Source organism: Duganella sp. 1411 (assembly GCF_017833525.1).
In the GTDB taxonomy this organism is placed as follows: domain Bacteria; phylum Pseudomonadota; class Gammaproteobacteria; order Burkholderiales; family Burkholderiaceae_D; genus Rugamonas.
The window spans coordinates 222,152-246,837 of the sequence record NZ_JAFICD010000002.1 but is presented as its reverse complement, the minus strand read 5'-3'; the positions used below and the strand labels follow the sequence as shown (position 1 = coordinate 246,837).

Sequence of the window (24,686 nt, the reverse complement as noted above, 5' to 3'; positions counted from 1 at the left end):
TGCAGAGCTCGGAGGCTGTCGGCCTGTGGGTCGCTTGCATGTAGGACTACGCCCCCTTTTTTGTGCGTTGCGGTTAGAATAACGCCTTCTTACCCTTACCGGCCAACTCCGACCGATGCATCGCCGCCCGATCATGCATGTGTTCCTCGCGCTTCTGCTGCTCTTTACGCAGCAGATCGGGGCGACGCACGTCTATTCGCACTGGATCGGTGTAAGCCAGTCGGACGCCGCCTTCAGCAGCGAGGAACAGGCCGAACACCGCAAACGCATCGCGGTGCACAAGGTCTGCGCCGAATGCGTCTCCGTCGCGCAGATGGCGGCGGCGGTCACCTCGCCGCCGACGACGATCGCGGTCGTCGCCCTTGGCGGCGGCGTGATCGCCACGCCGGCCACCTTATCCGCCTGCGAACGCACCGTTTGCGTCTTCCAGTCGCGCGCTCCCCCTCTGGCCTGACAGCCGAAATCCGTCCTGAATTTTGCGTCACCGTGGTCCGGCTTGGTCGGCCCCGGTGCGACCTGTCATGTTTTTAGCTAGAGGTTTACCCATGAATATCCAACGCACGCTGCTGGCCAGCGCGATCCTGTCCGCCTTGTCCACTTTGGCGCACGCGCAATCGACCGACAATAAATCCAACGACACCGCCGTTCCGCGCGTGATCGTCACCGCCACGCCTTTCGGCGATTCCGACAACGACCAGATTCTGACGCCGGCCAAGGTGCTGGCCGGCGACGAGTTGCGCGACAAGGTCGGCAGCTCGCTCGGCGAGACGCTGTCGCAGGAGCTGGGCGTGTCGGCATCGGCCTTCGGCGCCGGCGCCTCGCGCCCCATCATTCGCGGCCTGGAAGGAGCGCGCGTGAAGATGCTGGAGAACGGCATGGCGGTGTCCGACGTGTCGGGCCTGTCGAACGACCACGCGGTGGCGGCCGAGGGCGCGGTGGCGCAGCAGATCGAGATCCTGCGCGGACCGGCGGCGCTGCTGTACGGCTCGGGCGCCATCGGTGGCCTGGTCAACGTCGTCAACGAACGCATTCCCACCGCGCTGGAACCGAAGCTGACCGGCCAGATGGAGGCGCGCGCCAGCACGGTCGACGACGGCCGCAACCTGTCGGGCACCCTGGACGGCGCGGTCGGCAAGATGGCCTGGCACGTGGACGGCAACGCGCGCAACACCGACGACTACAAAATCCCCGGCAACCGGGTGCTCAACGATCCGGATTCGGTGTCCGGCCGCCTGCCGCATTCGGAGACGCGCCAGCGCAACGCCGGCGTCGGCTCGTCGTACGTCGATAGCTGGGGTTTCGTCGGCGCGTCGGTGTCGCACCTGACCAACCTGTATGGCATTCCGAGCGACGAGGGCTCGAAGATCGATCAAAAGCAGACCCGCTACGATTTCGACAGCCTGGTCAAGGCGCCGCTGCCGGGCTTTGAATCGTTCAAGTTCAAGGCCGGCTACACGGACTACGAGCACGCGGAGCTCAACGACCAGAACCAGCCGGAGGTGATCTTCAAAAACCGTTCGCTGGAAACGCGCGTCGAGCTGACGCACAAGCCGGTCGCCGGCTGGCACGGCACCTTCGGCGTGCAGACCGAGAACACGCACTTCTCGGCGCTGAGCGCGGAGGGCGGCCCGGATACGGTGCCGGTCACGCATTCGACCTCCAACGCCGCCTTCCTGGTCGAGGAGACGGAAGTGGGCGTGGTGCGCGTCAATGCCGGCGCGCGCGTGGAGCGCGTCAAGCGCAAGCCGGTCACCGGCGTCGATCGCTCGTTCGATCTGAAGTCGGCGTCGGTGGGCGGCATGTGGCCGTTCGTGCCCGGTTATGGCCTGGGCGCGACGCTGTCGTACGCGCAGCGCGCGCCGGCCACCGAGGAGCTGTATTCGTCCGGCCCGCACGACGCCACCGTCACCTTCGATATCGGTGACGCCGATTTCAACAAGGAGACCTCGCGCAATATCGAGCTGTCGCTGCAGAAGACCACGGGCCTGGTGCGCTGGAAGGCCAACCTGTTCCGCAACAAGGTCAGCGATTTCATTTATGGCCAGATCACCGGTCAGCTGGTGGATGAAGAGGGCAATCCGGGCGAGGAGCTGCGTCAGCGGATCTTCCGCCAGGCCGATGCCACCATCCAGGGCGCCGAGGCGGAGCTGGAATACAACCCGCACGGCGCCGGCTGGTCGGGACGCGTGTTCGCCGATACCACGCGCGGCAAACTCGATCAGGGCGGCAGCCTGCCGCTGCAACCGGCCACCCGCCTGGGCGCCAGCGCCGGCTACAAGATGGGGCAGTGGCGCGCCGGCCTGTCGCTGGTGCACGCGCAATCGCAGGACCGCTTGGCGACCTTCGAGAGCACCGCTACGCCAAGCTATAACCAGGTCAACGCCAATGTGTCGTACACGCAGAAGGCCGGCGCGTATGATTTGACGTGGTTCCTGCTGGCGAAGAATCTGACCAACGACGAGATCCGCGTGTCGACGTCGGTGTTGAAGGATATCTCGCCGCTGCCGGGCCGTAACGTGGTGTTCGGGGTGCGCGCGAAGTTTTAAGCGCTTGCCCCGGCGGCGTGGGCGTCAATCCCTGATGCCGATGCCGTGATTGATCGATTCGACGATCATGTTTTCCGCCGCATGCGTGATGTTCGTGTGGCGGAAAAAATTGTAGACGAAGACGCCGCTCGGCGTTCCCTTCAAATCCCCGTCGCAATAGACGCGGGCGTTCCAGTCGGCGCCGTGGCCGACGCTGTACGTGCCCAGGTAGGAGAACGCGCGGCCGTCCGTGGCGCGGATGTACGAGCCCTTGATCGGCCATTGGTCGAGCCAGTACGTTGCCAGTTGGGCCGCGTAGCGGTTGGCGTCGGCGGCGGAACCGAATGCCTCCGACGGGAAGTTCTGCTCGTACACCACCTCGCAAGCGGAGGTGGTGCCCCGGTAAATGCGGAATCGCGGCCGATACGTGCCATCGTCGGACCGCGTGGGCGTGCAGACTATGTAGTGACCGTCGCGTGCGAACGAACTTGACTCTGCCATGTGACCCTCGCTTGAAAGGAAACAAACACCGTTTGCCAGCTTGCTTGCCGCAGTGCACAAAGCAGGCTGGCGTCAACCAGTCGCGTCCCGGAACCCGGTTTTTACTGCGCGGGCTCAGTGTGGATGATGGAAGAGTAGCATAAGGATGCGTTTTTATTCAATCGCGTCATAACATAATCGCAAAAATAATATTGCGTCGCAGCATTGCGGTCGCGGCCGGTCTCGCGGAGACCCGTGCCGCGGTGTTTCAACGATGGTGTTCAAGGCCAATAGGTCGGCTTCAGCATCTCCGGCCGTCCCGTATAACCGTGCTTGCGTGCGAACGCCGCCAGCACCGGGGCCGCCTCCCGCCCGCCGAAGATCGACCACAGGAACATGCGGCCATACAGCTCGCTGCGCTCGCGCGGATCGTTTTGCATCGACGGGTCCTGGGCCAGCAGGGTTTTCAGCGCGGCGATGCTGCCGTCGTGCGCCACCATCCGGGTGCCGCCGTCCGCGCTGGTGTCGAACACCATCAGGCGAGGTTGCGACGGGTCGGCGTGCCAGCGTCGCCATTCCGGCAGCGATTCGCCACCCGGCTGGCCGTGGCGCGCGAAGTGCGTCCAGTAGCCGGCCATGGCGTCCGAGACCTCCTTGCGGCCCGGCCGATTGGCCGCCGTAAAGGAGCGGAACGGATCGAACTCGCCATCCAGGTCGCGGAACACGAACGCCACTTCCAGCACGTGCGCCGCCCCCAGCAATACCTGCGGCTGAATCAGCGGTATGGCCGGCTGCTCGTCCCAGTCGAAGCGATAGACCCACACGTCCGGGTGGCCGGAGGCGATCATCGCGCTGGCCGGTTCGAGCGCGCCGGAGGTTTGCCACAGCGCGGACATGTAGGCCGCGTGGCGCTGGTAGCGGGCGCGGTTGCGCATCACAGGCACCTTCCCGAACAGCATGCGCACGTAGTCCGGATTATTGGACATGAAGGTCTTGTACTCGTCGCGGTTGGTGCCGACGATGAACGGCACCGCGTGATAGCGGCTCCGGTCCGAGAACACCTCGGCCAGCGGCCCGGCCGGCAGCACGTAACCGTCCTGCACCACCGTTGGCGAGTCGTAGAAGTTGAGCGCACCTTGTTTGACCGGCGCCAGCAGGGCCTGCGGCGGCAGTCCGCGGACGAAGGCTTCGATGTCCGTCGCCGTCATCGACGCGACCAGCGCCTTGGCGCCGGCGCGGTCGGCGACGCGGCCGTCGCGCCGCAGCCATTCGCACAGCAGCTCGCGCGAGCTGAGGGCGTGGCCCGGTTGCGCGTCGTCGGTGTAGTTGCGCGCCTGCGCGCGCGTGTAGCTGGCCGTCAGCGGCGATTGCGCGATCGCCTTGTGGAACAGGCCTTTCGACAGCGGACTGGCGAGCAGCGTGTAGACATTGAGCCCGCCGGCCGATTCGCCGAAGATGGTGACGTTGCATGGATCGCCCCCGAAAGCGGCGATATTTTGCCGCACCCACTCCAGTGCCGCGATCAGGTCCAGCGTGCCGAAATTGCCGGAGCGGTCGGCGGGGGTGTCATCCTCCCTCGCCAGCTCCTCGAGACTGAACCAGCCGAAGATGCCCAGACGGTAGTTGGCCGATACGACCACCACCTGGTCCTGCCCCGCCAGATTGCGCAGCGTGGTGTAGGTGGCGGCGGTGCCCGACGAGTTGGCGCCGCCGTGTATCCAGAACATCACCGGCAGCGGTGCTTGCTGTGCGATCGCTTCGGCGGCGAGTCGCGGCGCGAAGATGTTGAGCGACAGGCAGTCCTCGGAGCCGGCCGGCGCTCCCCACTGATCCGGCGGCAGCTCCAGCGTGACGCCGCCCGGTTGCATCGCCGGTTGTCCGCACGATAGCGCCTCGCGCACGCCTTCCCACGGCAGCGCGGGGCGGGGCGCCTTCCAGCGCAGCGCTCCGACCGGCGGCTGCGCGTACGGCAGGCCAAGCCAGGCGTGCGTGTCGTGCAGGTCCTCGCGGCCGATGACGTCGCCCGTCACGGTGTGGCGCAGCGACGCGGCGGCGGCTGCGGGCCGCTGTCCCGGATCGGCTTTCGCGGCCGGCGGCGATGGCTGGCGCGCCGTCTTCCCCGGCATCAGGAAGTGCGCCAGCGCCGGCACCAGCACCAGCGCGCCGACCATATTCCACAGGAACATGAACGCCAGCAGGATGCCCATATCGGCCTGGAATTTGATCGACGAGAACAGCCAGGTCGCCACCGCCACCGCCAGGGTGACGCCGGTCAGTATCACCACGCGGCCGGTGAAGCGCAGCGCGTGCAGATAGGCCGCCGACAGGTTGTCGCCGGCGCGCATGCGGCTCAACATCACGCTGAGCACATACAGCGCGTAGTCGACGCCGATACCGACGCCCAGCGCGATCACCGGCAGCGTGGCCACCTTGACCCCCATGCCCAGCACCACCATCAGCACCTCGCACAGGATCGACGTGAGCACCAGCGGCAGCACCGCCACCAGCACCGCGCGCCACGAGCGGAATGTGGCGTAGCACAGCAGGATCACCGCGCCATAGACCCAGAACAGCATGTCGTGCATGGCCTTCTTGACGACGATGTTGGTGGCGGCCTCGATGCCGGCGCTGCCGGCGGCCAGCTGGAATTGCACCTCCGGCGTGTTGTTCGCGCTGGCGAAGGCTTCCACGGCGTCGACCACGCGCGTCAGCGTTTCGGCCTTGTGGTCCTTCAGGTAGACGTATAGCGACAGCAGCGAGCAGCTTTGGTTGAACAACTCGCGCGGCGCGCGGGTTTGCACCGCGCCCAGCGCGCCGGCGTTCGGAATCAAATCAAACCATTTGAAGTTGCCTTCGTTGTAGCCGGTGGTGGCCAGCTTGCTCAGCGCCGCCATCGAGTTGGTCGAATCGACGCCGGGCAGTTGCTCGAGCTGCCACGCCAGCTCGTCCACCTTGGCCAGCGTGCCGTATTGCGTGCACTGGTCGGACGGCGTCTTGATCATGACGACGAAGATGTCCGAGCTGGCGGCGTAGTTGGAGACCAGGTAGCCGTTGTCGCGGTTGTAGCGGGAGTCGGCGCGCAGCTCCGGCGCGCCGGGATCGAGATCGCCGACCTTGAGATTGAGGCTGTAGGCGAAACCGAGGCCGCCCAGCAGCACGCTGGCGGCCACGGTGACCGCCGCCCAGCGGCGCTGCGTGAAGCGGTCGAGGAAGGTCCACAGCCATGGTTTTTTTGCCGTGTCGCTGTCCGCCCGCAGGCTGCGCTCGGCCGCGCTGGCGCTGACGCCGGTGTACGACAGCAGCACCGGCAGCAGCACCAGGTTGGTGAAGATCAGCACCGCCACGCCGATGCTGGCGATGACGGCCAGGTCCTGGATCACCTTGATCTGGATGCTGACCAGGACCAGGAAGCCGACCGCATCGCACAGCAGCGCGGTCAGGCCGGCGGCGAACAGGCGGCGGAAGGTGTAGCGCGCGGCGACCACGCGGTGCGTGCCGCGTCCGACGTCCTGCATGATGCCGTTCATTTTTTGCGCGCCGTGGCTCATGCCGATGGCGAACACCAGGAACGGCACCAGGATGGAGTAGGGGTCGAGTTCATAGTGCAGCGTGGCGAGCAGGCCGCATTGCCACAGCACCGCCACCAGCGAGCACACCACCACCAGCGTGGTGCTGCGCCAGCAGCGCGTGTACCAGAACAGCACCGCGCCGCAGATGGCGATCGCCAGCACGAAGAACAGCAATACCTGTTGCAGGCCCTCGATCAGATCGCCGACGATCTTGGCGAAGCCGGTGATGTGGATCGTTACGCCTTCCTTTTCGTACTTGGCGCGGACTTGCTCCAGCTTTTCGGACAGCGCGCGGTAGTCGAGCGGTTCGCCGGTCTGCGGCACCTTGTCCATCAGCGGCACGAAGACGATGCTGGACTTGAAGTTGGATGCCACCAGTTGGCCGATTTCGCCGGAGCGTGCGACGTTGGCGCGCAGCTGATCGAGGCTGGCGGGCGAACCGTCGTAGCCGTCCGGGATCACCGTGCCGCCGTCGAGGCCATCCTCGGTCACGGCGGCCCAGCGGGTGCTCGGGGTCCACAGCGATTTCATGAACGGCCGGTCGACGCCGGGCAGCAGGAACAACTCGTCGTTGAGCCGTTGCAGGGTGTCGAGGTAGGCGCGGTCGTAGATGGTGCCGTTTTTCGCCTCCACCGCGATGCGCACTGAATTGCCCAGGCCATTCAGGTCGCTCTTGTTGGCCAGGTAGTTCGCCACGTAGGGATGGGCGCTGGGGATCATCTTCTCGAAGCTGGCATTGAGCTTGATGCGCGTGGCCTGGAAGCCCAGCACGATCGTCGCCAGCAGGCAGAGGAAAATGACCAGCGGCCGGTAGTTGAACAGCGCGCGTTCGCCAAGGTTGCCGGACGCGGTGTCGAAGTCCTCGAGTCGCCGTATGACCGGCTGTTGTTCTAAGTCGTGATCTGTATTCATGATGCTCCAACCATGTTCGTATGAGAGAAGGGGTGCGATCGGTCGGATGCGCCGCCGATGGCGCATGCATGGCCGATTACGCTGCGCTAATCCGCCCTACGTGTCTCCGCGTCACGGCACGCGCCGCAGGCCGCGTAGCCCGGCCACCACCAGCGCGCCGTCCGATGCCTGCGCCACAGCCGCCAGCGGCAGCGCGGTGCCGGCCTGCGCAGCGAACGTGCGGCCATCGTCGCGGCTTAGCAGCACGTCGCCGCCCTGGCTGACCAGTACCACCGTGCCGTCGGCCATCACCGTGCCCGCCGCCAGCGAGGTTTGCACCCCGGTCGCCACCTGGCTCCAGCTCGCGCCCTGGTCGGTGGAGCGGAACGCGTTGCCGCGCAAGCCGTATGCCAGCAGCGCTCCTCCGCGCGCCGACAGCACCCCGAAATAGCTGCCCTTGTACGGCGACGGCAGTGCGCTGAAACTGCCACCCTTGTCGGTGGAGCGCAGCAGCAGCCCCTGTTCGCCGGCCAGATAAATGGCGTCGGCGGTGCCGCGCATGCCGTACAGGTGCAGCCCTTTCGGATTGGCGACGCGGCTTTGCCACGGCTGCCAACTGGCGCCGCCGTCGCTGGTGCGCAACATCATGTTGTAGGCGCCCAGCACGTAGCCGGTGGTCGGGCTGTCGAAATACAGGTCGAGGAAAGGCTTGTCCGGTCCGTCGTCGACCAGGCGCCTGGCGTCCGCCACCGCCTTGTCCCGCTCCGGCCCGAAGGACGCCTCGGCCTCGCGCAGCACCAGCGCGGCGGCCTGGATGCCGTCGAGTTGCTTGGTCCACGTGGCACCGCCGTCGGAGGTGTGCAGCACCACGCCCTGATGGCCGACCGCCCAGCCGTTTATGCCGTCGACGAATTGCAGCGCCGTGAGGCTGACGCTGACCGGCACCGCCGCCTGGCGCCAGGACTTGCCGGCGTCGTCGGAGTACAGGATGATGCCTCGTTCGCCGGCGGCCACCAGCCGCTTGCCGGCGGCGCCGACTGCCAGCATCGCCGCGTGCAGCGCCTTGGGCGTGACCAGCGCCGGCTGGCCGAGCGCCGCCGGGGAGGTTGGCGCGGCCGGCCTGGCGTCGGTGCCGGCGTTGGCGGCACCGGCGCCGAGCGCCAACGCCAGCACCATCGTTAGCGGCGCGACGCGGCCTGGCGTGAAGAGTGGATTCGATCTGACCATCATGGGACCTTTCTGTGACGTGAAACCGGGCGCTAAATCAGCGCGAGCCTTGGTTTGCCAGTTCCTCCGGCCCGAAGTAGCTGGCCGGCAGGCGCGGGATGGCCTTGTACTGCGTTGGCATTTCGTTGGATGCCTCGTTCAGCAGGTAGGCGCCGGTTTGCACGTTGTAGGTGCCCCACATGACGTTGCCCAGCACCGCCGGCAGGTCCGGCGCCAGCAAGGTCAAGGTGTAGTTGCCGCGCCAGATCTGGCCTTGCGCGTCATAGCCGTCGACCAGGATGATCTGCCAGGTGTCTTCGTCGAGGTAGTAGCGGCGCTTGGTCACCACGTGGCGCTTGCCCGGGATGAGCGTCGCTTCCACTTCCCACACCCGGTGCAGCTCCCAGCGCACCAGATCGGGATTGAGGAACTGCGGGCCGACCAGATCGGCGATCTTGGCGCTACCCGCGCGGTTGTTGTTGTACGGGATGTACATCTCCTTTTTGCCGACCAGTTTCAGCTCGTGGTGGTCGATAGGTCCGAACAGCATGAACGCCTCGTCGAACAAGCCGATGCCCGAGGTGACCGAATCCGGCGTGTCGTACGAGACCGACGGCGCGCGGCGCACGCGGCGCTGGCCCACCAGGTACTGCCAGATGGCGCGCGGCTTGGCTTCGTTGATGCCGTCGTGGACCAGGATGCCTTCGCCCGCCTTGGAGGCCGGCGCGCGCGTGATCAGGCGGCCGAACTGGTAGATGCCGTCGAATTTATCCAGGCCGCCGTCCTTGAAGTAATAGGGGCGCATGAAGGTCTGTTCGGCTTCGGTGGCGGTGGCGCGCTTGCCGTCCGGCGTGACGATGACGGTACGCAGCGGCATGATCGCCGCCTCTCCCGTCCAGGCCAGGCGGTGGTTCATGATCGCCTCGTAACCGGTCTTCGGAATCGGGAACGGGATGCCGCCGTATGCGCCTTCCGCGCCGTAGCCGCCGTCCACCGATTTGGCGCGGGTGGCGTTCTTGAAGGTGTTTTCATAGACCCAGGCCGGGGCGCCGCCGGTGCGGTGGGTTGGATAGATGTCGAGCCGGTAGGTCGGATATTTTTTCAGCATCGCCACCGTGGCGGCGGACAGCTTGGCCGCGTACTGGTCGACGTTTTTGCCGGTGATGGCGAGCACCGGCTTTTCTGCGGCGAACGGATCGGCGCGGAAGTCGCCCGGCTTGAAGCCGGCGGGCACCTTGGCGTAGGCGCCTTCCCAGGCCGGGATGGTGCCTTCCTTGTTGGCGGCTTTTTCGGCGCCCAGCGGCGTCAATGTGGTTTGCAGCTTGGCCGCTTCGTCGGCGGTGACGGCGGCATTGGCGTGCAGGGGCAGCACGGCGGTCAGGGTCAGCGCGGCGGCGGCCAGTTTCAGGGTTGTCTTCATTTTAGTTATGTCCTTAGAAAGAGCGTTTGATGTTGAAGGAGATGTAGTCGCGGTCCTTCAATGACTGGGCGTAGCTCAGGATCGGCGTGTTGGTGGCCGGGTTGTTCTTCAGGAAGGTGCCGGTCCCGCCGAGGAACTTGACGTAGCTGATGCCGAACTTCCAGTCCTGGTGATAGGTGGCGTTGATGCCGATATTGAAGTCGCCGCCGTGCGCGGCGCCGCCGTTGAAGTTGAAGATCGCGCGCGAGCGGCCGTCGATGTTGTAGCCGACGCCGATCGGGATCGTCAGGTCCAGCCCATCGACGACCTGGTAGTAGGCCGGCTCGAAGATCATGCGGGCGGCGGTGGCGTCGCGCGTGGTGTTCGGATCGAGCGAACCCTGGAAGTCGACGCTGGTGGCGCGGTTCCACGCGATCTCGCCCAGCAGCGAGGCGCCCTGGAAGAATGGATTGGTCGGCATGACGTAGATCGCCGACAGGTTGACGTGCGCCGTGTTGCCGACCGCGTAGGCCGGGTTGCCGCTGTTGTTGGCGATGACGCCGGTGCCGCTGCGCGACAGGAAGTTGGGCGTCGGGTCGCTCACCAGCGGCGTGTTGCGGCGGATCGACGCCTCGGCGGCGACGTTCACACCCAGCAGCACCGTGCTGGCGCTGACGCCGAAGGTGCGGATGTTTTCCGCGTACACGGCTTGCACGGTGGACGGCGCGCCGGGCGGGAAGGCCGGCGCGAAGCCGAGATAGAAGTAGGGCGACTTGTCGTGGTAGCGGGCCGCGTAGAAGCCGTATTCGACGTCCGACCCGGCCGGCGCCCACTTGACCTGCATGCCGCCCTGGCCGGAGTTCTTGGCCTTCATGTCCGGTTGCGTGATGAAGGCCGGCGCGCCGCTGTTGGTGGGCGCGACCAGGAAGGCGGTGGCGCCGGCGCCGGCGGCGTCGTAGGAGCTGAGGTAGCTGCCGGCACCGGGAATCTGCGTCGGCCGCCATTCGAACTGGTAGTAGCCGCCGATGGAGACGGTCGGCGCCACCTGCAGCTGGCCCGAGACCTGGTTGACCGGCCGCAGTATCTCCTTGAACTGCGCGCCCGGTACGCTGAGCAGCTTGACCAGGTCGACCGGACCCTGGGCGTTGGCGATGCCGTTGGCGCCGAAGAACAGGCTCTCGCCGTATTGCAGCGTGTGGCGGCCGACGCGGATGGTGCCCGGCAGCTCGGCCAAGGTGCCCTTGGCGAAGACGAAGGCGTCCAGCAGTTCGGCGTTGCGGCCGTGGAGCACCTTGGTGCCGTTGGCGAAGCGGGTGGTGCTCTGGCCGTTCAGGGTGACGGCGTTGCTGGCGGCCGAGCCGTTGTCGTTGCTGCTGGTGTAGGCGCCGTCGTACCAGCCGGCGGCGCTGATGCGCATGCCGAGCGTGCGGGTGCCGGCGTCGAACTCGGACAGCCAGTCGACGCGGCTCGAGACGATCCCCTTCTTGCGGAAGTTCTGGTTGCCGTCGTCCAGATTGTAGCCGGTGAAGTCGCCCGGTCCGGCCGCCGGATAGCCGCCCGCCAGCAGGCGCGGATCGGCGTCGTTGAGGCGGTAGGCGCCGCTGTATTTGAAGGTGTTGTTCCAGCTGATCTTCAGTTCGGGATTGGCCGTCTCGAAATCGTAGGCGTGGGCGGCGGGCAGGGCGGCCGTCACTGCCATGGCCAGTATGCTCCGGCTCAGGCGTTTTTTGGTTTGCATTGCTGTCTCCTGGTTTTGGTTTTATAGGTAGTTCGAGGTACAGGTCTACTGCCGCTGACGCGCGGCCGGGCGTATCAGATAAAGGTCGAGGCCAGCCCTCCGTCGACGGGGATGTTGACGCCGCTGATCCAGCGCGATTCGTCGCTGCACAGGAAGCTGACGACGGACGCCACTTCGTCGGCATAGGCCGGGCGCTTCATGCGGTGGGCATCGCGCTGCACGCGCTCCTCGCCCAGCATCGAGACGAAGTCGCGCAGGATGGGTGTGAACACCGGTCCGGGCGCGACGCAGTTCATGCGCACCGAGTGCTCCATGAACCATTTCTGCGACTGGGCGTAGGTCCAGACGATCAGCGCCTCCTTGAAGTACTGGTAGCAGGTCTCCTCCGGCACCGGATGCTGGTCCAGCCAGGCCTGGCCGGCCGCGAAGCCTTCGGTGGCGGCCAGCTGCTTGTGCAGGTCGAGCCGCGCCTGCCATTCGGCGCCGAGGATGGAGGCGACGTTGACGATGGAGGCGCCGGCCGGCATGCGCGGCAGCAGGCCGGAGGTCAGGTAGCGCAGGCCCAGGTAATTGACCTTGGCCAGCAGCGCCGGATTGGCGGTGCCGGGCACGCCGGCGATATTGCATAGCGCGTCCACGCGCTGCGGCAGCTTGGCGATCGCCTCGTCGATGCTGCCGGTGTTGCTTAAATCGACGGCCACGAAGCCGTCCAGCGTGAGGCCAGGATCGTTGCGGTCCATGCCGATGACGGTGGCGCCCTCGAAGCGCGCCAGCCGCGCGACTTCGGCGCCGATGCCGGACGCCGCGCCGGTGACGACGATGGTCTTGTTACGTAACTTCATGCTGTCTCCTTGTCGTTATTAAAATGGGTAGCGTGGTGCTTCGGTTTTGATCGTGAGCCACTGCGTTTGCGTGAATTCGTCCCAATCGACGGTGCCGCCGTGGCGCCCGCCGTTGCCCGAGGTGCCGCCGCCGCCGAACGGCGCGTGCGCCTCCGCCACCACGGTCTGGTCGTTGATGTGCACGTGCCCGGACGGCACGCTGTCGGCGATGCGCATCGCGCGCGACAGGTTGGGCGTGATCACGCCCAGCGCCAGGCAGCCGGTGGTGGCCGAGGCCAGCGCGATGGCCTCCTCGTCGGTGTCGAAGACCGTGATCGAGGCCACGGGACCGAATAGCTCCTCCTCGAAGCAGCGCATGCCCGCGCGGGCGCCGGTCAGCACCGTGGGTTGGTAGAACTGGCGGTCGTAGGTGCCGCCGACCAGCAGCGTGGCGCCGTCGGCCACGCTGTCCTCGACGATGGAGTGCAGGCGTTGGACCTGGCGCGCGCTGATCAACGGTCCGAGCGCGACGTCACCGCCCATCGGGTCGCCCACCGGCAGGTGGCGCGCCTTGTCGGCCAGGCGCTGGATCACCGCGTCGGCGATGCCGCGCTGGAGCAGCACGCGGCCGGCGCACATGCAGATCTGGCCCTGGTGCAGGAAGGTGGCCCACGCGGCGTTGGAGGCGGCGATATCGGGATCGGCGTCGTCGAGGATGATCAGCGAGTTTTTGCCGCCCAGTTCCAGCGACATCTTCTTCAGATTGCGCCCGGCCATTTCGCCCACGCTGTGGCCCGCCGCCGTCGATCCGGTGAAGGCGATCATGCCGATGTCCGGATGGCTGCACAGGGCCTGGCCGGCATCGGCGCCGCCCGGCAGCACATGCAGCACGCCCTTGGGCAGGCCGGCGGCTTCGAAGATGCGGGCGATCAGCACGCCGCCGCTGATCGGGGTTTGCAGGTCCGGCTTGTGGACCACGGCGTTGCCGGTTGCGAGCGCCGGGGCGATCGAACGGATCGACAGGATCAACGGGAAGTTGAACGGCGAGATCACGCCGACCACGCCGTGCGGCACGCGCCGCGCGATGCTCATGGTGCCGCTGGCGGAGGCCAGCAACTGGCCCTTGGGCTGCGTCAGCATGGCGGCCGCCTCTTGCAGGTGGGCGGTGGCTTCGCGCAGTTCCAGATCGGCCTTGGGCCGGATGGCGCCGGTCTCGCGCACGATCCACGTCGACAGCTCGTTGTGATGTTCCGCGATCAGCGCGGCGGCGCGGCGGAAGATCGCGGCGCGCTCCTTGTAGTCCGATGCGGCCCAGGCTTTTTGCGCGGCGCGCGCCTGCACGCCGGCGGCCATGACGTCGGCGGCGCCGGCCAGGCCGATGCGGCCCAGCTGCTCGCCGGTGGCCGGTTCCATGAATACGTGGTTGCCGCCCTGGGAGGCGATCCACTCGCCGTTGAAGATGCGGTCGCGCCAGATGGCGGGGCTGAGGAATGCGCCGCCGGCGCCGGGAATGTCGGTCATGTCTGTCTCCTTGGTTGATTGGGTGGGGCAGGTCGGGCCGTTAGCACGCTAGTTGCATAAGGTCCGCTTGCCGCTCTTTCCTTAGCTATTACAAGTTGCGTGCCAGCGACGCGCGGTTTCGGAGTATTGCGACGCACCATGCCCGTTTCGCCGGGCTGGCAGGGGAATAGCACAGGCGCGCGTGGCGCGCCGCAGCAGAAATGTCGCGGCCCCGCCGCTTGATCAAATGATCAACCAGGAGAACTACCGATGTATGATTTGATAAAAAATGAAGAAGGCGGAGACATGAGCAAGCGTGAACGCGTTTCGCTGGCGGAGGTATCGCAGGCCACCGGCAAAATGCTGAACCGGGGCGACAGCGCCCATTTGAACGAGGGTGCGGCGCCGACCCTGGACGACATCACCCAGAGCCTGCATTTTTCGCCGGGCGATGGCCGCATCTGGCTCAATGGCCAGCGCATGCAGCTGGTGCATATGACGTCACTGGGCTCGCTGCGGCGCGAACTGCTCGAGAGTATAGGCGCGGAACGCACGCGCGGCCTGCTGACGCGGGTGGGCTATTCGGCCGGCGCGCGCGACGCGCAGCTGCTGCGCGAGCGCTGGCCCGACGCCGATCCGGCGGCGCTGTTCTCGGCCGGCCCGCGCATGCATTCGCTCGAGGGCGCGGTCAAGGTCGAGGCGCTGCACTTCGAATTCGACGTCGAACTGGGCACCTATCGCGGCGAATTCCTGTGGCACCACTCCGGCGAGGACGAGGTGCACACCGCCGATTTCGGCATCGGCACCGAGCCGGCCTGCTGGATGCAGACCGGCTACGCGATCGGCTACACCAGCGCGATGATCGGCCGCCTGACGATCTATCGCGAGATCGAATGCATGTCGATGGGGCACAAGCACTGCCGCCTGATCGGCAAGCCGGCCGACGAATGGGACAATGTCGAGGAGGACCTGCGCTTCCTGAACGCCGAGGCCTTCGTCAGCACCACGGCCTACAGTGAGCCGCTGGCGCACCAGAAGGCCGCGATACTGGAGGGCGACGACGAGCGGCCTTACGCCGACAAGGAGATGGTGGGCGTGTCGTCGGCCTTCAACGCCGCCTGCCACATGCTCAAGCGGGTGGCGCCGACGGCGGCGACGGTGCTGTTCACCGGCGAATCGGGCGTCGGCAAGGAGCTGTTCGCGTACATGCTGCACCAGATCGGCAAGCGCAAAGGCCAGCCATTCGTCGCCGTCAATTGCGCGGCGATTCCGGAGACGCTGATCGAATCGGAGTTGTTCGGGGTCGAGCGCGGCGCCTTCACCGGTGCTACGCAGTCGCGGCCCGGGCGTTTCGAGCGCGCCAGCGGCGGTACGCTGTTCCTCGACGAGATCGCGACTTTGAGCCTGGTCGCGCAGGGCAAGCTGCTGCGCGCGCTGCAGGAGGGCGAGGTGGAACGCGTGGGCGGCGTGCGCAGCATCAAGGTCGACGTGCGGGTGGTGGCGGCGACCAATGTCGATTTGCGCGAGGAGATCCGGCAGGGGCGCTTCCGCGAGGACTTGTTCTTCCGCTTGAACGTGTTCCCGATCCATTTGCCACCGCTGCGCGACCGGCGTGACGATATTCCGCTGTTGATGGGTTACTTCATGCGTCATTATGGGCAGAAGCACCAGCGGCGCTTGACGGGGTTCACCGCGCGCGCGGTCGACGCGCTGCTCAATTATCACTTTCCGGGGAATATACGGGAGCTGCAAAACCTGGTCGAGCGCGGGGTCATTTACGCCAACGAGGATGGACCGATCGATTTGCCGCACTTGTTCACGAGCGGGGAGGAGTCGCAGGCGTCGTATTTTTCGCTGGCGCAGACGGGCAGGTTGACCAGTCAGGGGGCGGTGGCGGCGCCCGTTGCCGCGGTCAGTACCGAGCTGCTGGACGTGCTGCCGGGGATGCTGGGCGAGGCGGAGGCGTGGTCGCTCGATGCGCTGGAGAGTACGCTGATACTGGCGGCCGTCAAGCGCGCCGATGGTAACCTGTCGGCCGCCGCGCGCATGCTGGGGCTTACGCGCCCGCAGCTGTCGTACCGGATGAAGAAGCTGCAGGACGCGTAATCCGCCGTGGGCCGCCGGCGGCGCTTGCATGGCGGATTACGCTGCGCTAATCCGCCCTACGTGGATCCGTGAGAACCTTAGCTATCACAGTGCGGTGATCGACTCCAGTTCGGAGCCGATCTGGCGGCAGCTTTGGTGCAGCGCTTCGATGAAACGGTTCACGCTTTGCGATTCGGGCCTGAATAACGGCGTTACCAGGTTTACCGAATACGGTACTGGATGCGAAAAGCGCCGGATCTGCAGGCCGGTCCTCGCGTACTCCAGCGCCGTCAGCGGATTGACGATCGCCACCCCCACCCCCAGGCTCACCGTCGCGCAAACCGCCGCCGCGCTGTGCGTCTCGACCACCATCCGACGCTCGACGCCATGCTCGCGAAATATGTTGTCGACCATCTTGCGATACGGGTCGCCGGCGGCCAGGTACACGAAATCGATGGCCGAAAAATCCTGCGGCGTCAGCGTGCGTTTTTCGCACAGGCGATGGCGCGGCGGCAGCACGCACACCACGTCCATCGTCAGCAGCGCTTCCATTTTCGTACCGGGCGGGATGCCCGGTTCCTCGGTCAACCCAAGATGATAGCGCTGGCTGGTCAGGGACTCCTGCAACGCCGGGCTTTCGAGCGGGGTGACGTTCAAACTCACGCCGGGGAACTTGCTGCAGAAATGCTGGCTCGCGCGCGGCAGCAGCGTGCTTGAAAAAGCCGGCAGGCAGGCGACGGCGATTTGGCCTTGGCGGAAATGGCGTAGCGCCTCGATCGCGTTGCCGATGCGCTCCAGCCCCAGATAGCTGCGCTGGACCTCGTCGAACAGCATCAGCCCATGCTCGGTCGGCACCAGTTTGCCGCCGCTGCGCTTGAACAGCGTCAGTTGCGACAGCTTCTCGAACCGGCTCAATTCCCGGCTGATGGTCGGCTGCGACGTGTGCAGGATCTCGGCCGCGCCGGTCGTGCTACCCGACGTCATCACCGCCCAAAACACCTCGACATGGCGAAAAGTGAAGCCCATGACCACTCCAGTTGAATTCAGATCACTGAACTATATCAGGAATGAATAGGGTGTGAACATATTGATATTATGTTTTTGTTGCTAAAACTTTCATACTGAACGCATTCGAATTCACACGGAAAGCGGATCAGCTTATGAGATATCGTCGATTTGGCCGGCTGGCCTGGCAGGTGTCCGATGTCGGTTACGGCATGTGGGGTGTGGCGGGCGGCGAGGGCGGATGGACCGGGTCCTCCACCAGCGCCGGCATGGAGGCGCTGCACCACGCGATCGCCCGCGGCTGTAATTTTTTCGACACGGCGTGGATCTACGGCCGTGGCGAGAGTGAGCGCATGCTGGGTAGCGCGCTGCGCGACCATCCCGGGAAGAAGCTGTATGTGGCCACCAAGGTGCCGCCGAAGAACCGGGAGTGGCCTTCGCGGCGCGGCGACCGTATCGAGGACATCTTCCCGGCGTCGCATATCCACGAATACGTCGGCCGCAGCCTGGAATGCCTCGGCACCGCTTCGATCGATCTGCTGCAGTTCCACGTGTGGGAAGACGCGTGGGCCGGCGACGAGTCCTGGCAGCGCGTGGTCGAGGACCTCAAACGCCAGGGCATGATCGGCGGCGTCGGCATCAGCGTCAATCGCTGGGAGCCCGCCAATGTGCTCGACACGCTGCGCACCGGATTGATCGATTCTGTGCAGGTGATCTACAACATCTTCGACCAGGCGCCGGAAGACGAGCTGTTTCCGCTGTGCCGCGAGCTCGATATCGGCGTCATCGCCCGGGTGCCGTTCGACGAGGGTTCGTTGACCGGCATGCTGCGCGAGTCCACCACCTGGCCCGAGGGCGACTGGCGCGCCAGCTACTTCGTCCCCGAGAACCTGGCGCCGACAGTGGCGCGGGTCGAAGCGCTGCGCACCGCGCTGCCGGCCGATGCCGACATGGCGCGCGTTGCGCTGCGCTTCATCCTCGCCAGCGAGGACGTGGCGACGGTGATCCCCGGTATGCGCTCGGTGGCCCACGTGGACGCGAACCTGGCGTGTTCCGGCGCCGTGCCGCTGGCTCCGGACCTGCTCGAGCTGCTGCGCCGGCATCGCTGGGACCGCGAGCCGACGTGGTGGTCGCAATAGCGTAGCGCCGCATTTTTGTTTCACTTCCCGCGGCGCGCCGCGCCGTCAACCGCAACCCTCAAGGACATCATCTTGAAATTCTCAGAACTCAAAGGTAAAAAAATCGGTATCTGCGCTTCGGGCGGACTGGTTAGCTTGTTCATCACGCAGCGCCTGAAGGAAGAGGGCGTGGCCTACGACCAGTTCACGGTCGATATCGGGCAGCCGGGGGAGGAGGCGCACGACTACTGCGCCGGTAACATCGACTTGATGCAGGACACCAAGGTGATCGACCTGAAAGAGGAGATCGCGCGCGTGTTTTTGCAGGCGGTGCGGGCGCAGGCGCAATATGACGGCGGCTACTGGAACACCACCGGCATCGCGCGCGCGGTGACGGTCAAGGGGCTGGTCGCGGCGCTGCGCGAGCAGCAGTGCAATGTGCTGGCCCACGGCGCGGTCCACGGCGGCAACGACGAATTCCGCTTCACGTACTACCTGAAGATGTTCGCGCCCGAAATCCTGCCGTTTTCGCCGTGGGAGGACCCGACCACTGCGGAGCGCTTCCGCAGCCGCGTGGCGATGAGCGATTTCGTCGCCGACGCCGATCAGTCCCTCATGCTCGGCAAGGCGCATCACTCGGTCGACGCCAATCTGGGCGGCGTCTCGCACGAGAACCGCGAGGTCGAGCTGTTGTCCAACCCGACCGACTCGGTGACGCCGATCATGGGCGTGCGCGTGGCCGATTCGCCGGACCAGCCGGAGCGCTGCTCGATCACCTTCAAGAACGGCCTGCCGGTGGACATCAACGGCGTCGAGGTGAGCGCCCACGGCGCCATCGCGCTGGCCAACCAGATCGCCGGCCGTAACGGCGTGCTGCTCAAGAACGTGCTGGAGAACCGCATGAACGGCACCAAGGGCCGCGGCCTGTACGAGTCGCCGGGGCTGGACCTGCTGGGCACCGCCGCGCGCCATCTGTTCCAGGCCACCGTCGACAAGGACGGCTGGGAGCTGCTGCGCTTCCTGTCGCCCTTCATCGCGCGCCAGACCTACGCCGGACGCCTGTACGATCCGGCCACGCAGACCGCCATCAATAGCGCCGAGGAGCTGACCGCGAACGCCAGCGGCGTGGTCGACATGATCTGCTTCAAGGGCAGCTACACGGTCGACCGCGTGCACGACTACGCCAAGTCGCGCTTTACCGCGCAGCAGTTCCGCTTCGCCCACGGTGGCCAGAAGTGGATCACCGAAGCGGTGGCCTGAAGCCGGAGGGAATCGACCATGACATCCACCGCACACCGTCTGTTTGTGATGTGGGCGCCACCGCGCTCCCTATCGACCGCCTTTGTCCGCGTGATGGCCGCGCGCGGCGACTTCACCATCCTGCACGAGCCGTTGTGCGATCTGGCGGCATGCGGCCACTTCGTGCATCGGCGCGCCGGCGCCGAGCCGCGCCGGCTGGACTCGGCGGCGGCCTTGTTCGAGCATGTCGAGCGTCTGCGGCGCGACGGCCCGGTCTTCATCAAGGACACCTGCGAGTACGATTACCGCGAGGTGCTCGATGGCGCCGGCTACCTGCGCGAGGCCACCCACATCTTCATGTTGCGCGAGCCGGCCAGCGTAATCAACTCGCACTATCACATCAATCCGGAGATGCGCTGCGAGGACGTGGGGTACGAGCACCTGGCGCGCGTCTACGATTTGGTGCGGATGCAGGCGGCCGCGCGGCCGCTGTTCATCGACGCCGAACGGCTGGTGCTCGATCCGGCCGGCACGGTGGAACGCTTTTGCGACAGCACCGGCCTGACGCACCTGCCCGAGTCGCTGCGGTGGGAGGGCGGCCACCTGGATATATGGGAGCGCACCAAGCGCTGGCACCTGGACGCGGCCAACAGCAACTGCATCGCGCCGATCGAGCGGCACTACGCGGTCAGGGTCGACAATCACGAGCAGCTGCGTGGCTTTTACCAGGCCAACCGGCCGTTCTACGACTACCTGTGCCAGCAAGCCGGGAGCGTGCGGGCATGAGCGGCGCCTCCTCTTTGCTCACCTGGCAGGATTTTCCGGTGGTGCGCGGCATGCGCGCCGCACGGTTGCGCCAGAGACCCTGCGTGCTGTGGTTCACCGGCTTGAGCGGCTCCGGCAAAAGCACGTTGGCGGGGCTGGTCGAAGGGACCTTGTTCAGCCAGGGCTACCTGACCTATGTCCTCGACGGCGACAACGTGCGCCACGGCTTGTGCCGCGATCTCGATTTCAGCCACCAGGCCAGGGTCGAGAACATCCGCCGCGTCGGCGAAGTGAGCAAGCTGTTCGTCGACGCCGGGATGATCGTGCTGACCGCGTTCATTTCGCCGTTTCGCAAGGACCGGGCCTTGGTGCAGGAAATGATCGGCGATGCGCAGTTCATTGAAATTTATCTCGACGCCGCGCTCGACGTCTGCGAGCGGCGCGATCCCAAGGGCTTGTACCGCAAGGCCAGGGATGGCCAGCTGCGGCATTTCACGGGCATCGATTCGCCCTACGAGGCCCCGCAGCGCGCCGACATCGTGCTCGACACCTCGACCGCGTCGCCGGCGCGGTGCGCGCAAATCATTATCGACTATTTGCAAAAAGGCGGCTGGCTGCTGCCGCAGGCGTCGATGCCACACCCCGCGGTCAACGCCGCGGTCAATTCTTAAGGAACCAGATGGACCATTTTCATTACGTGAACGGCGAGTTGCACATCGAAGGCGTGCCGGCCAGCGCGATCGCCGAGGCGCACGGTAGCCCGGTGTATGTCTACAGCGCGCAAACTTTCAAGGACCACTGCTCGGTCGTGCGCAGCGCCTTTTCCGGCCTGGAGCCGCTGATCTGCTTCTCGGTCAAAAGCTGCAGCAACCTGGCCGTGCTCAAACTGCTGGTGGAGCAGGGCTGCGGACTCGATGTCGTCAGCGGCGGCGAGTTGTACCGCGCCTTGCAGGCCGGCGCCGCGCCGGAAAAAATCGTCTTCGCCGGCGTGGGCAAGTCGCGCGAGGAGTTGACCTACGCGATCGACGCCGGCGTGTTCCTGTTCAACGCGGAGTCGGAGGGCGAACTGGCGCGCATCGACGAGGTGGCGCGGGCGGCGGGCAAACGGGTCAAGGCGGCGGTGCGCGTCAATCCGGACGTCGCCGACGCCGATACCCATGAAAAAACCTCCACCGGCGGACGCCAGACCAAGTTCGGCGTGCCGCTGCTGCGCGCCGAGGCGCTGTTCGAGCGTAACCTGTACCGCCACGTCGACGTGGTCGGCATTCACGTCCATCTGGGCTCGCCGATCGCCGCCACCGCCACCTATCTGGCGGCGATCGACAAGGTTGAACAACTGGCCGACCGCATCGAGGCCAGTGGCGGCAAGATCGAATTCATCAACATCGGCGGCGGCTTCCCTGCGCACTATCGCGCCAGCGAGGCGCGGGAGTACTGCTCGCTGGGGGAGATGGGCGCGGCGATCTGTGACCGTCTGCAGGGTCTCAAACGGCGCGGCAAGCACTTCATCATCGAACCGGGACGCTCGATCAGCGCCAACGCCGGCATCCTGCTGACGTCCGTGGAATACGTCAAGCAGGGTTGGGAGCGCAAGATCGCGATCGTCGACGCCGGCATGAACGTGCTGCTGCGCCCGACCTTGTACGGCGCCAGCCACGCGATCTGGCCGGCCAGCTTCGGCGCCTTCGACGGCCATTGGAGCGCGCTGCCGGGGCTGGGCGGGACGAACGACGGCGAGGGCTTCGACGCCATCGACATCGTCGGCCCGATCTGCGAGACCGGCGACTACTTCGCGCTGGGCCGCGCCATGCCGGCGCTTGACGGCGGCGACCTGCTGGCGATTTTTTCCTGTGGCGCCTATGGCATGAGCATGGCCAGCCAGTACAACTCGCGCGGCAGGCCGGCCGAGGTCATGGTCGAGAAGGACCGGCAGCGATTGATACGCCACCGCGAATCGTATGCGGATCTGGTCGCGCACGAGTTGTGCGGACTTTAGGATCACCGAATATTTCAATTGTCAGTCCGAGCGAACGGAGTTCACCATGTCCCAACCCTTTGCAGTGATCGTCGACGCCTATTCGACCGGCGCCGAGCTGGCGCCGAAATTCAGCGCGCGCGGCATCCCGAGCATCCACATCCAGAGCGCGGCGACCGTCCCGCCAAGCTATGTGCCCAGCTTTCAGCCGGACAGCTTCGCCGCCAGCATCGTCTATCGCAACCTGGACGACTGCGTCAGCCAGCTGGCCGCGGCGATGGGCGGCGGCCACGCCGGCTGGGTGATGGCGGGCGCGGAGACCGGTGTCGAACTGGCGGATCTGCTGGCCGCCGAGCTGGGATTGGACGGCAACCCGGTCGCCAGCTCGCGCCGCCGCCGCGACAAGTACGAGATGGCCAGCGCCTTGCGGGAAGCCGGACTGGAAGCGGCCGACAGCCTGCGCACCGATGATGTCGAGGTGCTGCTGCAATGGGCGGACGGCGGACGGCGCGGCTGGCCGATCGTCGTCAAACCGCTCGCCAGCGCCGGCAGCGACCATGTGTTTTTCTGCGTGAACGCGGGGCAGCTGCGCGCCGCCTTCGACAGCATGATCGGGAAACGCAACCGTATGGGCGCCGTCAACCGGGAGGTGCTGGCGCAGACCTTCCTGGCCGGCACGCAGTATGTGGTCAACAGCGTGTCGATCGGCGGTCGGCATTATTTTTCCGACATCTGGATCGACCGCCGCAAGACGCTGTCGGGTGCCTCCAATCTCTATGACTGCGAAGAGCTGCTGCCGGCGGTGGGGCCGCTGCAGGACAGCCTGACCGCGTACATGCGCCGGGTGCTCGACGCGCTGGAAGTGCGCAACGGCCCGGCCCATTCCGAGGTGATGATGACCGAGCGCGGTCCGGTGCTGGTCGAAACCGGCGCGCGCCTGCAGGGCAGCATGCTGGAACAACCGGTGATCGACGCGCTGGGCGCGAGCCAGGTGACCCTGGCCGTCGAGCGCTGCTGCGATCCGGAGGCGTTCACGCGGCGCCTGGCCGCGCCGTATGTCCTGAGCCGGCACGTCATGTGCGTGGCGCTGATCTCCGACCAGAGCGGCACGGTCGAGGACATCTCCGGTTTGGGTGCTATCCGCGAGTTGCCTTCGTATGCCTGCCATTTCCATACGCCGGAGGTGGGTGACCGCATCATGCGCACCACCGACCTGTTCTCGATTCCGGGCGTGGTCTATCTGACGCACGCGGACCAGAATATGCTGCGCCGCGACTATGAAACCATCCGTGGACTGGAGCGCGACCGGCGCCTGTTCGCGGTGCGCCAGGCCGAGGCGGCGTGATGGGCGCCACCGCCATCCGGCCGGCGGCCGATAAACCCGTACCGGCTGCGCCGGCGCCGATCTACCGGCCGCTGGCCGCGTTGTGCTTCGTCGCCGCGTACGCGGTGCTGGCGGCGGCCAACGGCGTTACCGCCGCCATGCTGCTTCAGGAGATCGATATCGCGGCCTTCACCTTTGTCAGCTTCCTGTGCGCCGCCCTGATGTTCTACGCGGTGCGCCGCTACCGTGAACGCAACGGGCCGTCGCAGGTGCTGGCGCTGGGACTGGGCAAGCGCGAGATCGGAGCGCTCAACGTCACCACGGGACTGAGCTGGATCCTGATGTACGTCGCCTACGCCAATATGGAGCCGGCCGTCGCCGCCACCTTAATGTGTTCGGTGGGGCCGTTCGTGGCGATCGCCTTCGAAAAGGCGGCCGCCGGTCCGGCGCGGCCGGCGCGCGCGCGCTGGGCGTTGGCCGCCGGTTTTGTGGCCGGGGGCGCGGTGCTGTTCTACGGCAGCCTGTCGGGACGCTCGGCGGTGGTCGGATTCGACCAGTCGCGCATCCTGCTGGGCGCCGCCGGGGCGATCGGCTGCGGCTACTTCATGACCGTCAGCACCGTCTACCTGAAGCGCTTGAGCGTGCGCGGCTTCCGCACCGACCAGGTGATGGCGCACCGCTTCTATTTGCTGCTGGCCGTGACGGGCGCCTACGCGCTTTGGCAACAGACTTTGTTGGACACGGTGCTGGCGCACGGCGCGCTGATCGCGGGTCTGAGCGTCATCGGCGTGGTGTTCCCGATGGTGCTGCTGCAGCGGGGGATCACGCTTGGCACGCCTTTCCTGACGATGGTGGTGATGGCCGGCGCGCCGCTGGTGAGCATCGTGCTCCAGCTATTCGATGGCCGGCTCGCCGTCTCGCCGTTGTCGCTGATCGGCGTGGGCATGACCTTTGTCGTCAGCATCGCCGCGATCCGCATCGTGCTGGCCCCCGCATCCGCACCCGCCCGCGCCCAATAGCGCATTTCTAACTTTCTTGAGGTTCTG

General features: G+C 66.2%; 18 protein-coding genes and 2 pseudogenes. 10 read left to right on the top strand and 10 right to left on the bottom strand.

The features are described 5' to 3' along the window. The first annotated feature begins 133 nt into the window (after window positions 1-133). Complete coding sequence (locus tag JOD97_RS12750; protein ID WP_209717961.1) at window positions 134-454, top strand: hypothetical protein; 321 nt, start codon at window positions 134-136, stop codon at window positions 452-454. 91 nt (window positions 455-545) lie between these two features. Beyond that, window positions 546-2,546 (top strand): TonB-dependent receptor, encoded by a 2,001-nt coding sequence (locus JOD97_RS12745; RefSeq protein WP_209717958.1) that lies wholly within the window; start codon window positions 546-548, stop codon window positions 2,544-2,546. A gap of 24 nt (window positions 2,547-2,570) precedes the next feature. Here JOD97_RS12745 and JOD97_RS12740 read toward each other — a convergent pair whose 3' ends face one another. The 9 genes and pseudogenes from JOD97_RS12740 to JOD97_RS12710 all read right to left on the bottom strand — a co-directional run bounded on the left by JOD97_RS12740 (window position 2,571) and on the right by JOD97_RS12710 (window position 14,150). After that, window positions 2,571-3,026 carry a hypothetical protein gene (locus JOD97_RS12740; protein WP_209717956.1) on the bottom strand — a complete coding sequence of 152 codons (456 nt, stop codon included), beginning with the start codon at window positions 3,024-3,026 and terminating at the stop codon, window positions 2,571-2,573. Window positions 3,027-3,286: 260 nt separating this feature from the next. Next, window positions 3,287-3,901, bottom strand: a complete 615-nt coding sequence (locus JOD97_RS33255) for a carboxylesterase family protein (RefSeq protein ID WP_373999875.1) — start codon at window positions 3,899-3,901, stop codon at window positions 3,287-3,289. An 84-nt stretch (window positions 3,902-3,985) separates the two neighbouring features. After that, a pseudogene (locus JOD97_RS33250) lies at window positions 3,986-5,029 on the bottom strand (carboxylesterase family protein); the annotation flags it as partial. Window positions 5,030-5,047: 18 nt separating this feature from the next. After that, window positions 5,048-7,486 (bottom strand): annotated as a pseudogene (locus tag JOD97_RS32680) (RND family transporter); the annotation flags it as partial. Window positions 7,487-7,597: 111 nt separating this feature from the next. Continuing rightward, the gene (locus tag JOD97_RS12730) at window positions 7,598-8,695 is read right to left on the bottom strand and encodes a YCF48-related protein (RefSeq protein ID WP_209717951.1); all 1,098 of its coding nucleotides are present in this window, start codon (window positions 8,693-8,695) and stop codon (window positions 7,598-7,600) included. Between the two features lie 34 nt (window positions 8,696-8,729). Beyond that, on the bottom strand, window positions 8,730-10,091 hold the full coding sequence (locus JOD97_RS12725; protein WP_209717949.1) for a DUF1329 domain-containing protein: 1,362 nt from the start codon (window positions 10,089-10,091) through the stop codon (window positions 8,730-8,732). 13 nt (window positions 10,092-10,104) lie between these two features. Continuing rightward, a complete protein-coding gene (locus tag JOD97_RS12720; RefSeq protein ID WP_209717947.1) occupies window positions 10,105-11,808 on the bottom strand; it encodes a DUF1302 domain-containing protein in 1,704 nt (567 codons plus the stop codon). Between the two features lie 74 nt (window positions 11,809-11,882). Next, window positions 11,883-12,650, bottom strand: coding sequence for a coniferyl-alcohol dehydrogenase (locus JOD97_RS12715; RefSeq protein ID WP_209717945.1), 768 nt, complete (start codon window positions 12,648-12,650; stop codon window positions 11,883-11,885). Between the two features lie 18 nt (window positions 12,651-12,668). Further along, a complete protein-coding gene (locus tag JOD97_RS12710) occupies window positions 12,669-14,150 on the bottom strand; it encodes a benzaldehyde dehydrogenase (RefSeq protein ID WP_209717943.1) in 1,482 nt (493 codons plus the stop codon). Window positions 14,151-14,435: 285 nt separating this feature from the next. Here JOD97_RS12710 and JOD97_RS12705 point away from each other — a divergent pair, with 285 nt between their 5' ends. Further along, on the top strand, window positions 14,436-16,235 hold the full coding sequence (locus JOD97_RS12705) for a sigma-54-dependent Fis family transcriptional regulator (protein ID WP_209717941.1): 1,800 nt from the start codon (window positions 14,436-14,438) through the stop codon (window positions 16,233-16,235). An 84-nt stretch (window positions 16,236-16,319) separates the two neighbouring features. On the opposite strand, the gene JOD97_RS12700 is transcribed toward JOD97_RS12705, so the two are convergent. After that, window positions 16,320-17,240, bottom strand: a complete 921-nt coding sequence (locus JOD97_RS12700; protein ID WP_209717938.1) for a LysR family transcriptional regulator — start codon at window positions 17,238-17,240, stop codon at window positions 16,320-16,322. Between the two features lie 134 nt (window positions 17,241-17,374). Between JOD97_RS12700 and JOD97_RS12695 the strand changes: the two genes are divergently transcribed. From JOD97_RS12695 to JOD97_RS12665, 7 genes are all read left to right on the top strand, one after another. Continuing rightward, on the top strand, window positions 17,375-18,358 hold the full coding sequence (locus JOD97_RS12695; RefSeq protein WP_209717935.1) for an aldo/keto reductase: 984 nt from the start codon (window positions 17,375-17,377) through the stop codon (window positions 18,356-18,358). A 72-nt stretch (window positions 18,359-18,430) separates the two neighbouring features. Continuing rightward, on the top strand, window positions 18,431-19,597 hold the full coding sequence (locus JOD97_RS12690; RefSeq protein ID WP_209717932.1) for an argininosuccinate synthase domain-containing protein: 1,167 nt from the start codon (window positions 18,431-18,433) through the stop codon (window positions 19,595-19,597). Between the two features lie 18 nt (window positions 19,598-19,615). Next, the gene (locus JOD97_RS12685) at window positions 19,616-20,362 is read left to right on the top strand and encodes a hypothetical protein (RefSeq protein WP_209717929.1); all 747 of its coding nucleotides are present in this window, start codon (window positions 19,616-19,618) and stop codon (window positions 20,360-20,362) included. Next, window positions 20,359-21,012: an adenylyl-sulfate kinase gene (gene cysC / locus JOD97_RS12680; RefSeq protein WP_209717926.1), complete on the top strand. Its 654-nt coding sequence runs from the start codon at window positions 20,359-20,361 to the stop codon at window positions 21,010-21,012. The genes JOD97_RS12685 and cysC overlap by 4 nt, the downstream gene beginning before the upstream one ends. A gap of 8 nt (window positions 21,013-21,020) precedes the next feature. After that, window positions 21,021-22,337: a diaminopimelate decarboxylase gene (lysA, locus tag JOD97_RS12675; protein WP_209717923.1), complete on the top strand. Its 1,317-nt coding sequence runs from the start codon at window positions 21,021-21,023 to the stop codon at window positions 22,335-22,337. A gap of 46 nt (window positions 22,338-22,383) precedes the next feature. Further along, a complete protein-coding gene (locus JOD97_RS12670) occupies window positions 22,384-23,661 on the top strand; it encodes an ATP-grasp domain-containing protein (RefSeq protein WP_209717920.1) in 1,278 nt (425 codons plus the stop codon). Beyond that, the gene (locus tag JOD97_RS12665; protein ID WP_209717917.1) at window positions 23,661-24,659 is read left to right on the top strand and encodes a hypothetical protein; all 999 of its coding nucleotides are present in this window, start codon (window positions 23,661-23,663) and stop codon (window positions 24,657-24,659) included. Before JOD97_RS12670 ends, JOD97_RS12665 begins: the two co-directional genes overlap by 1 nt. Window positions 24,660-24,686 lie beyond the last annotated feature (27 nt).

Bases quoted from the DNA above. Each gene is read 5' to 3' on its own strand.
- JOD97_RS12710 (WP_209717943.1), bottom strand. From the start codon at position 14,150: ATGACCGACATTCCCGGCGCCGGCGGCGCATTCCTCAGCCCCGCCATC.
- JOD97_RS12665 (WP_209717917.1), top strand. From the start codon at position 23,661: ATGGGCGCCACCGCCATCCGGCCGGCGGCCGATAAACCCGTACCGGCT.
- cysC (WP_209717926.1), top strand. From the start codon at position 20,359: ATGAGCGGCGCCTCCTCTTTGCTCACCTGGCAGGATTTTCCGGTGGTG.
- JOD97_RS12730 (WP_209717951.1), bottom strand. From the start codon at position 8,695: ATGATGGTCAGATCGAATCCACTCTTCACGCCAGGCCGCGTCGCGCCG.
- JOD97_RS12725 (WP_209717949.1), bottom strand. From the start codon at position 10,091: ATGAAGACAACCCTGAAACTGGCCGCCGCCGCGCTGACCCTGACCGCC.
- JOD97_RS12715 (WP_209717945.1), bottom strand. From the start codon at position 12,650: ATGAAGTTACGTAACAAGACCATCGTCGTCACCGGCGCGGCGTCCGGC.
- lysA (WP_209717923.1), top strand. From the start codon at position 21,021: ATGGACCATTTTCATTACGTGAACGGCGAGTTGCACATCGAAGGCGTG.
- JOD97_RS12720 (WP_209717947.1), bottom strand. From the start codon at position 11,808: ATGCAAACCAAAAAACGCCTGAGCCGGAGCATACTGGCCATGGCAGTG.
- JOD97_RS12695 (WP_209717935.1), top strand. From the start codon at position 17,375: ATGAGATATCGTCGATTTGGCCGGCTGGCCTGGCAGGTGTCCGATGTC.
- JOD97_RS12750 (WP_209717961.1), top strand. From the start codon at position 134: ATGCATGTGTTCCTCGCGCTTCTGCTGCTCTTTACGCAGCAGATCGGG.
- JOD97_RS12745 (WP_209717958.1), top strand. From the start codon at position 546: ATGAATATCCAACGCACGCTGCTGGCCAGCGCGATCCTGTCCGCCTTG.
- JOD97_RS12705 (WP_209717941.1), top strand. From the start codon at position 14,436: ATGAGCAAGCGTGAACGCGTTTCGCTGGCGGAGGTATCGCAGGCCACC.
- JOD97_RS12740 (WP_209717956.1), bottom strand. From the start codon at position 3,026: ATGGCAGAGTCAAGTTCGTTCGCACGCGACGGTCACTACATAGTCTGC.
- JOD97_RS33255 (WP_373999875.1), bottom strand. From the start codon at position 3,901: ATGTCCGCGCTGTGGCAAACCTCCGGCGCGCTCGAACCGGCCAGCGCG.
- JOD97_RS12685 (WP_209717929.1), top strand. From the start codon at position 19,616: ATGACATCCACCGCACACCGTCTGTTTGTGATGTGGGCGCCACCGCGC.
- JOD97_RS12670 (WP_209717920.1), top strand. From the start codon at position 22,384: ATGTCCCAACCCTTTGCAGTGATCGTCGACGCCTATTCGACCGGCGCC.
- JOD97_RS12700 (WP_209717938.1), bottom strand. From the start codon at position 17,240: ATGGGCTTCACTTTTCGCCATGTCGAGGTGTTTTGGGCGGTGATGACG.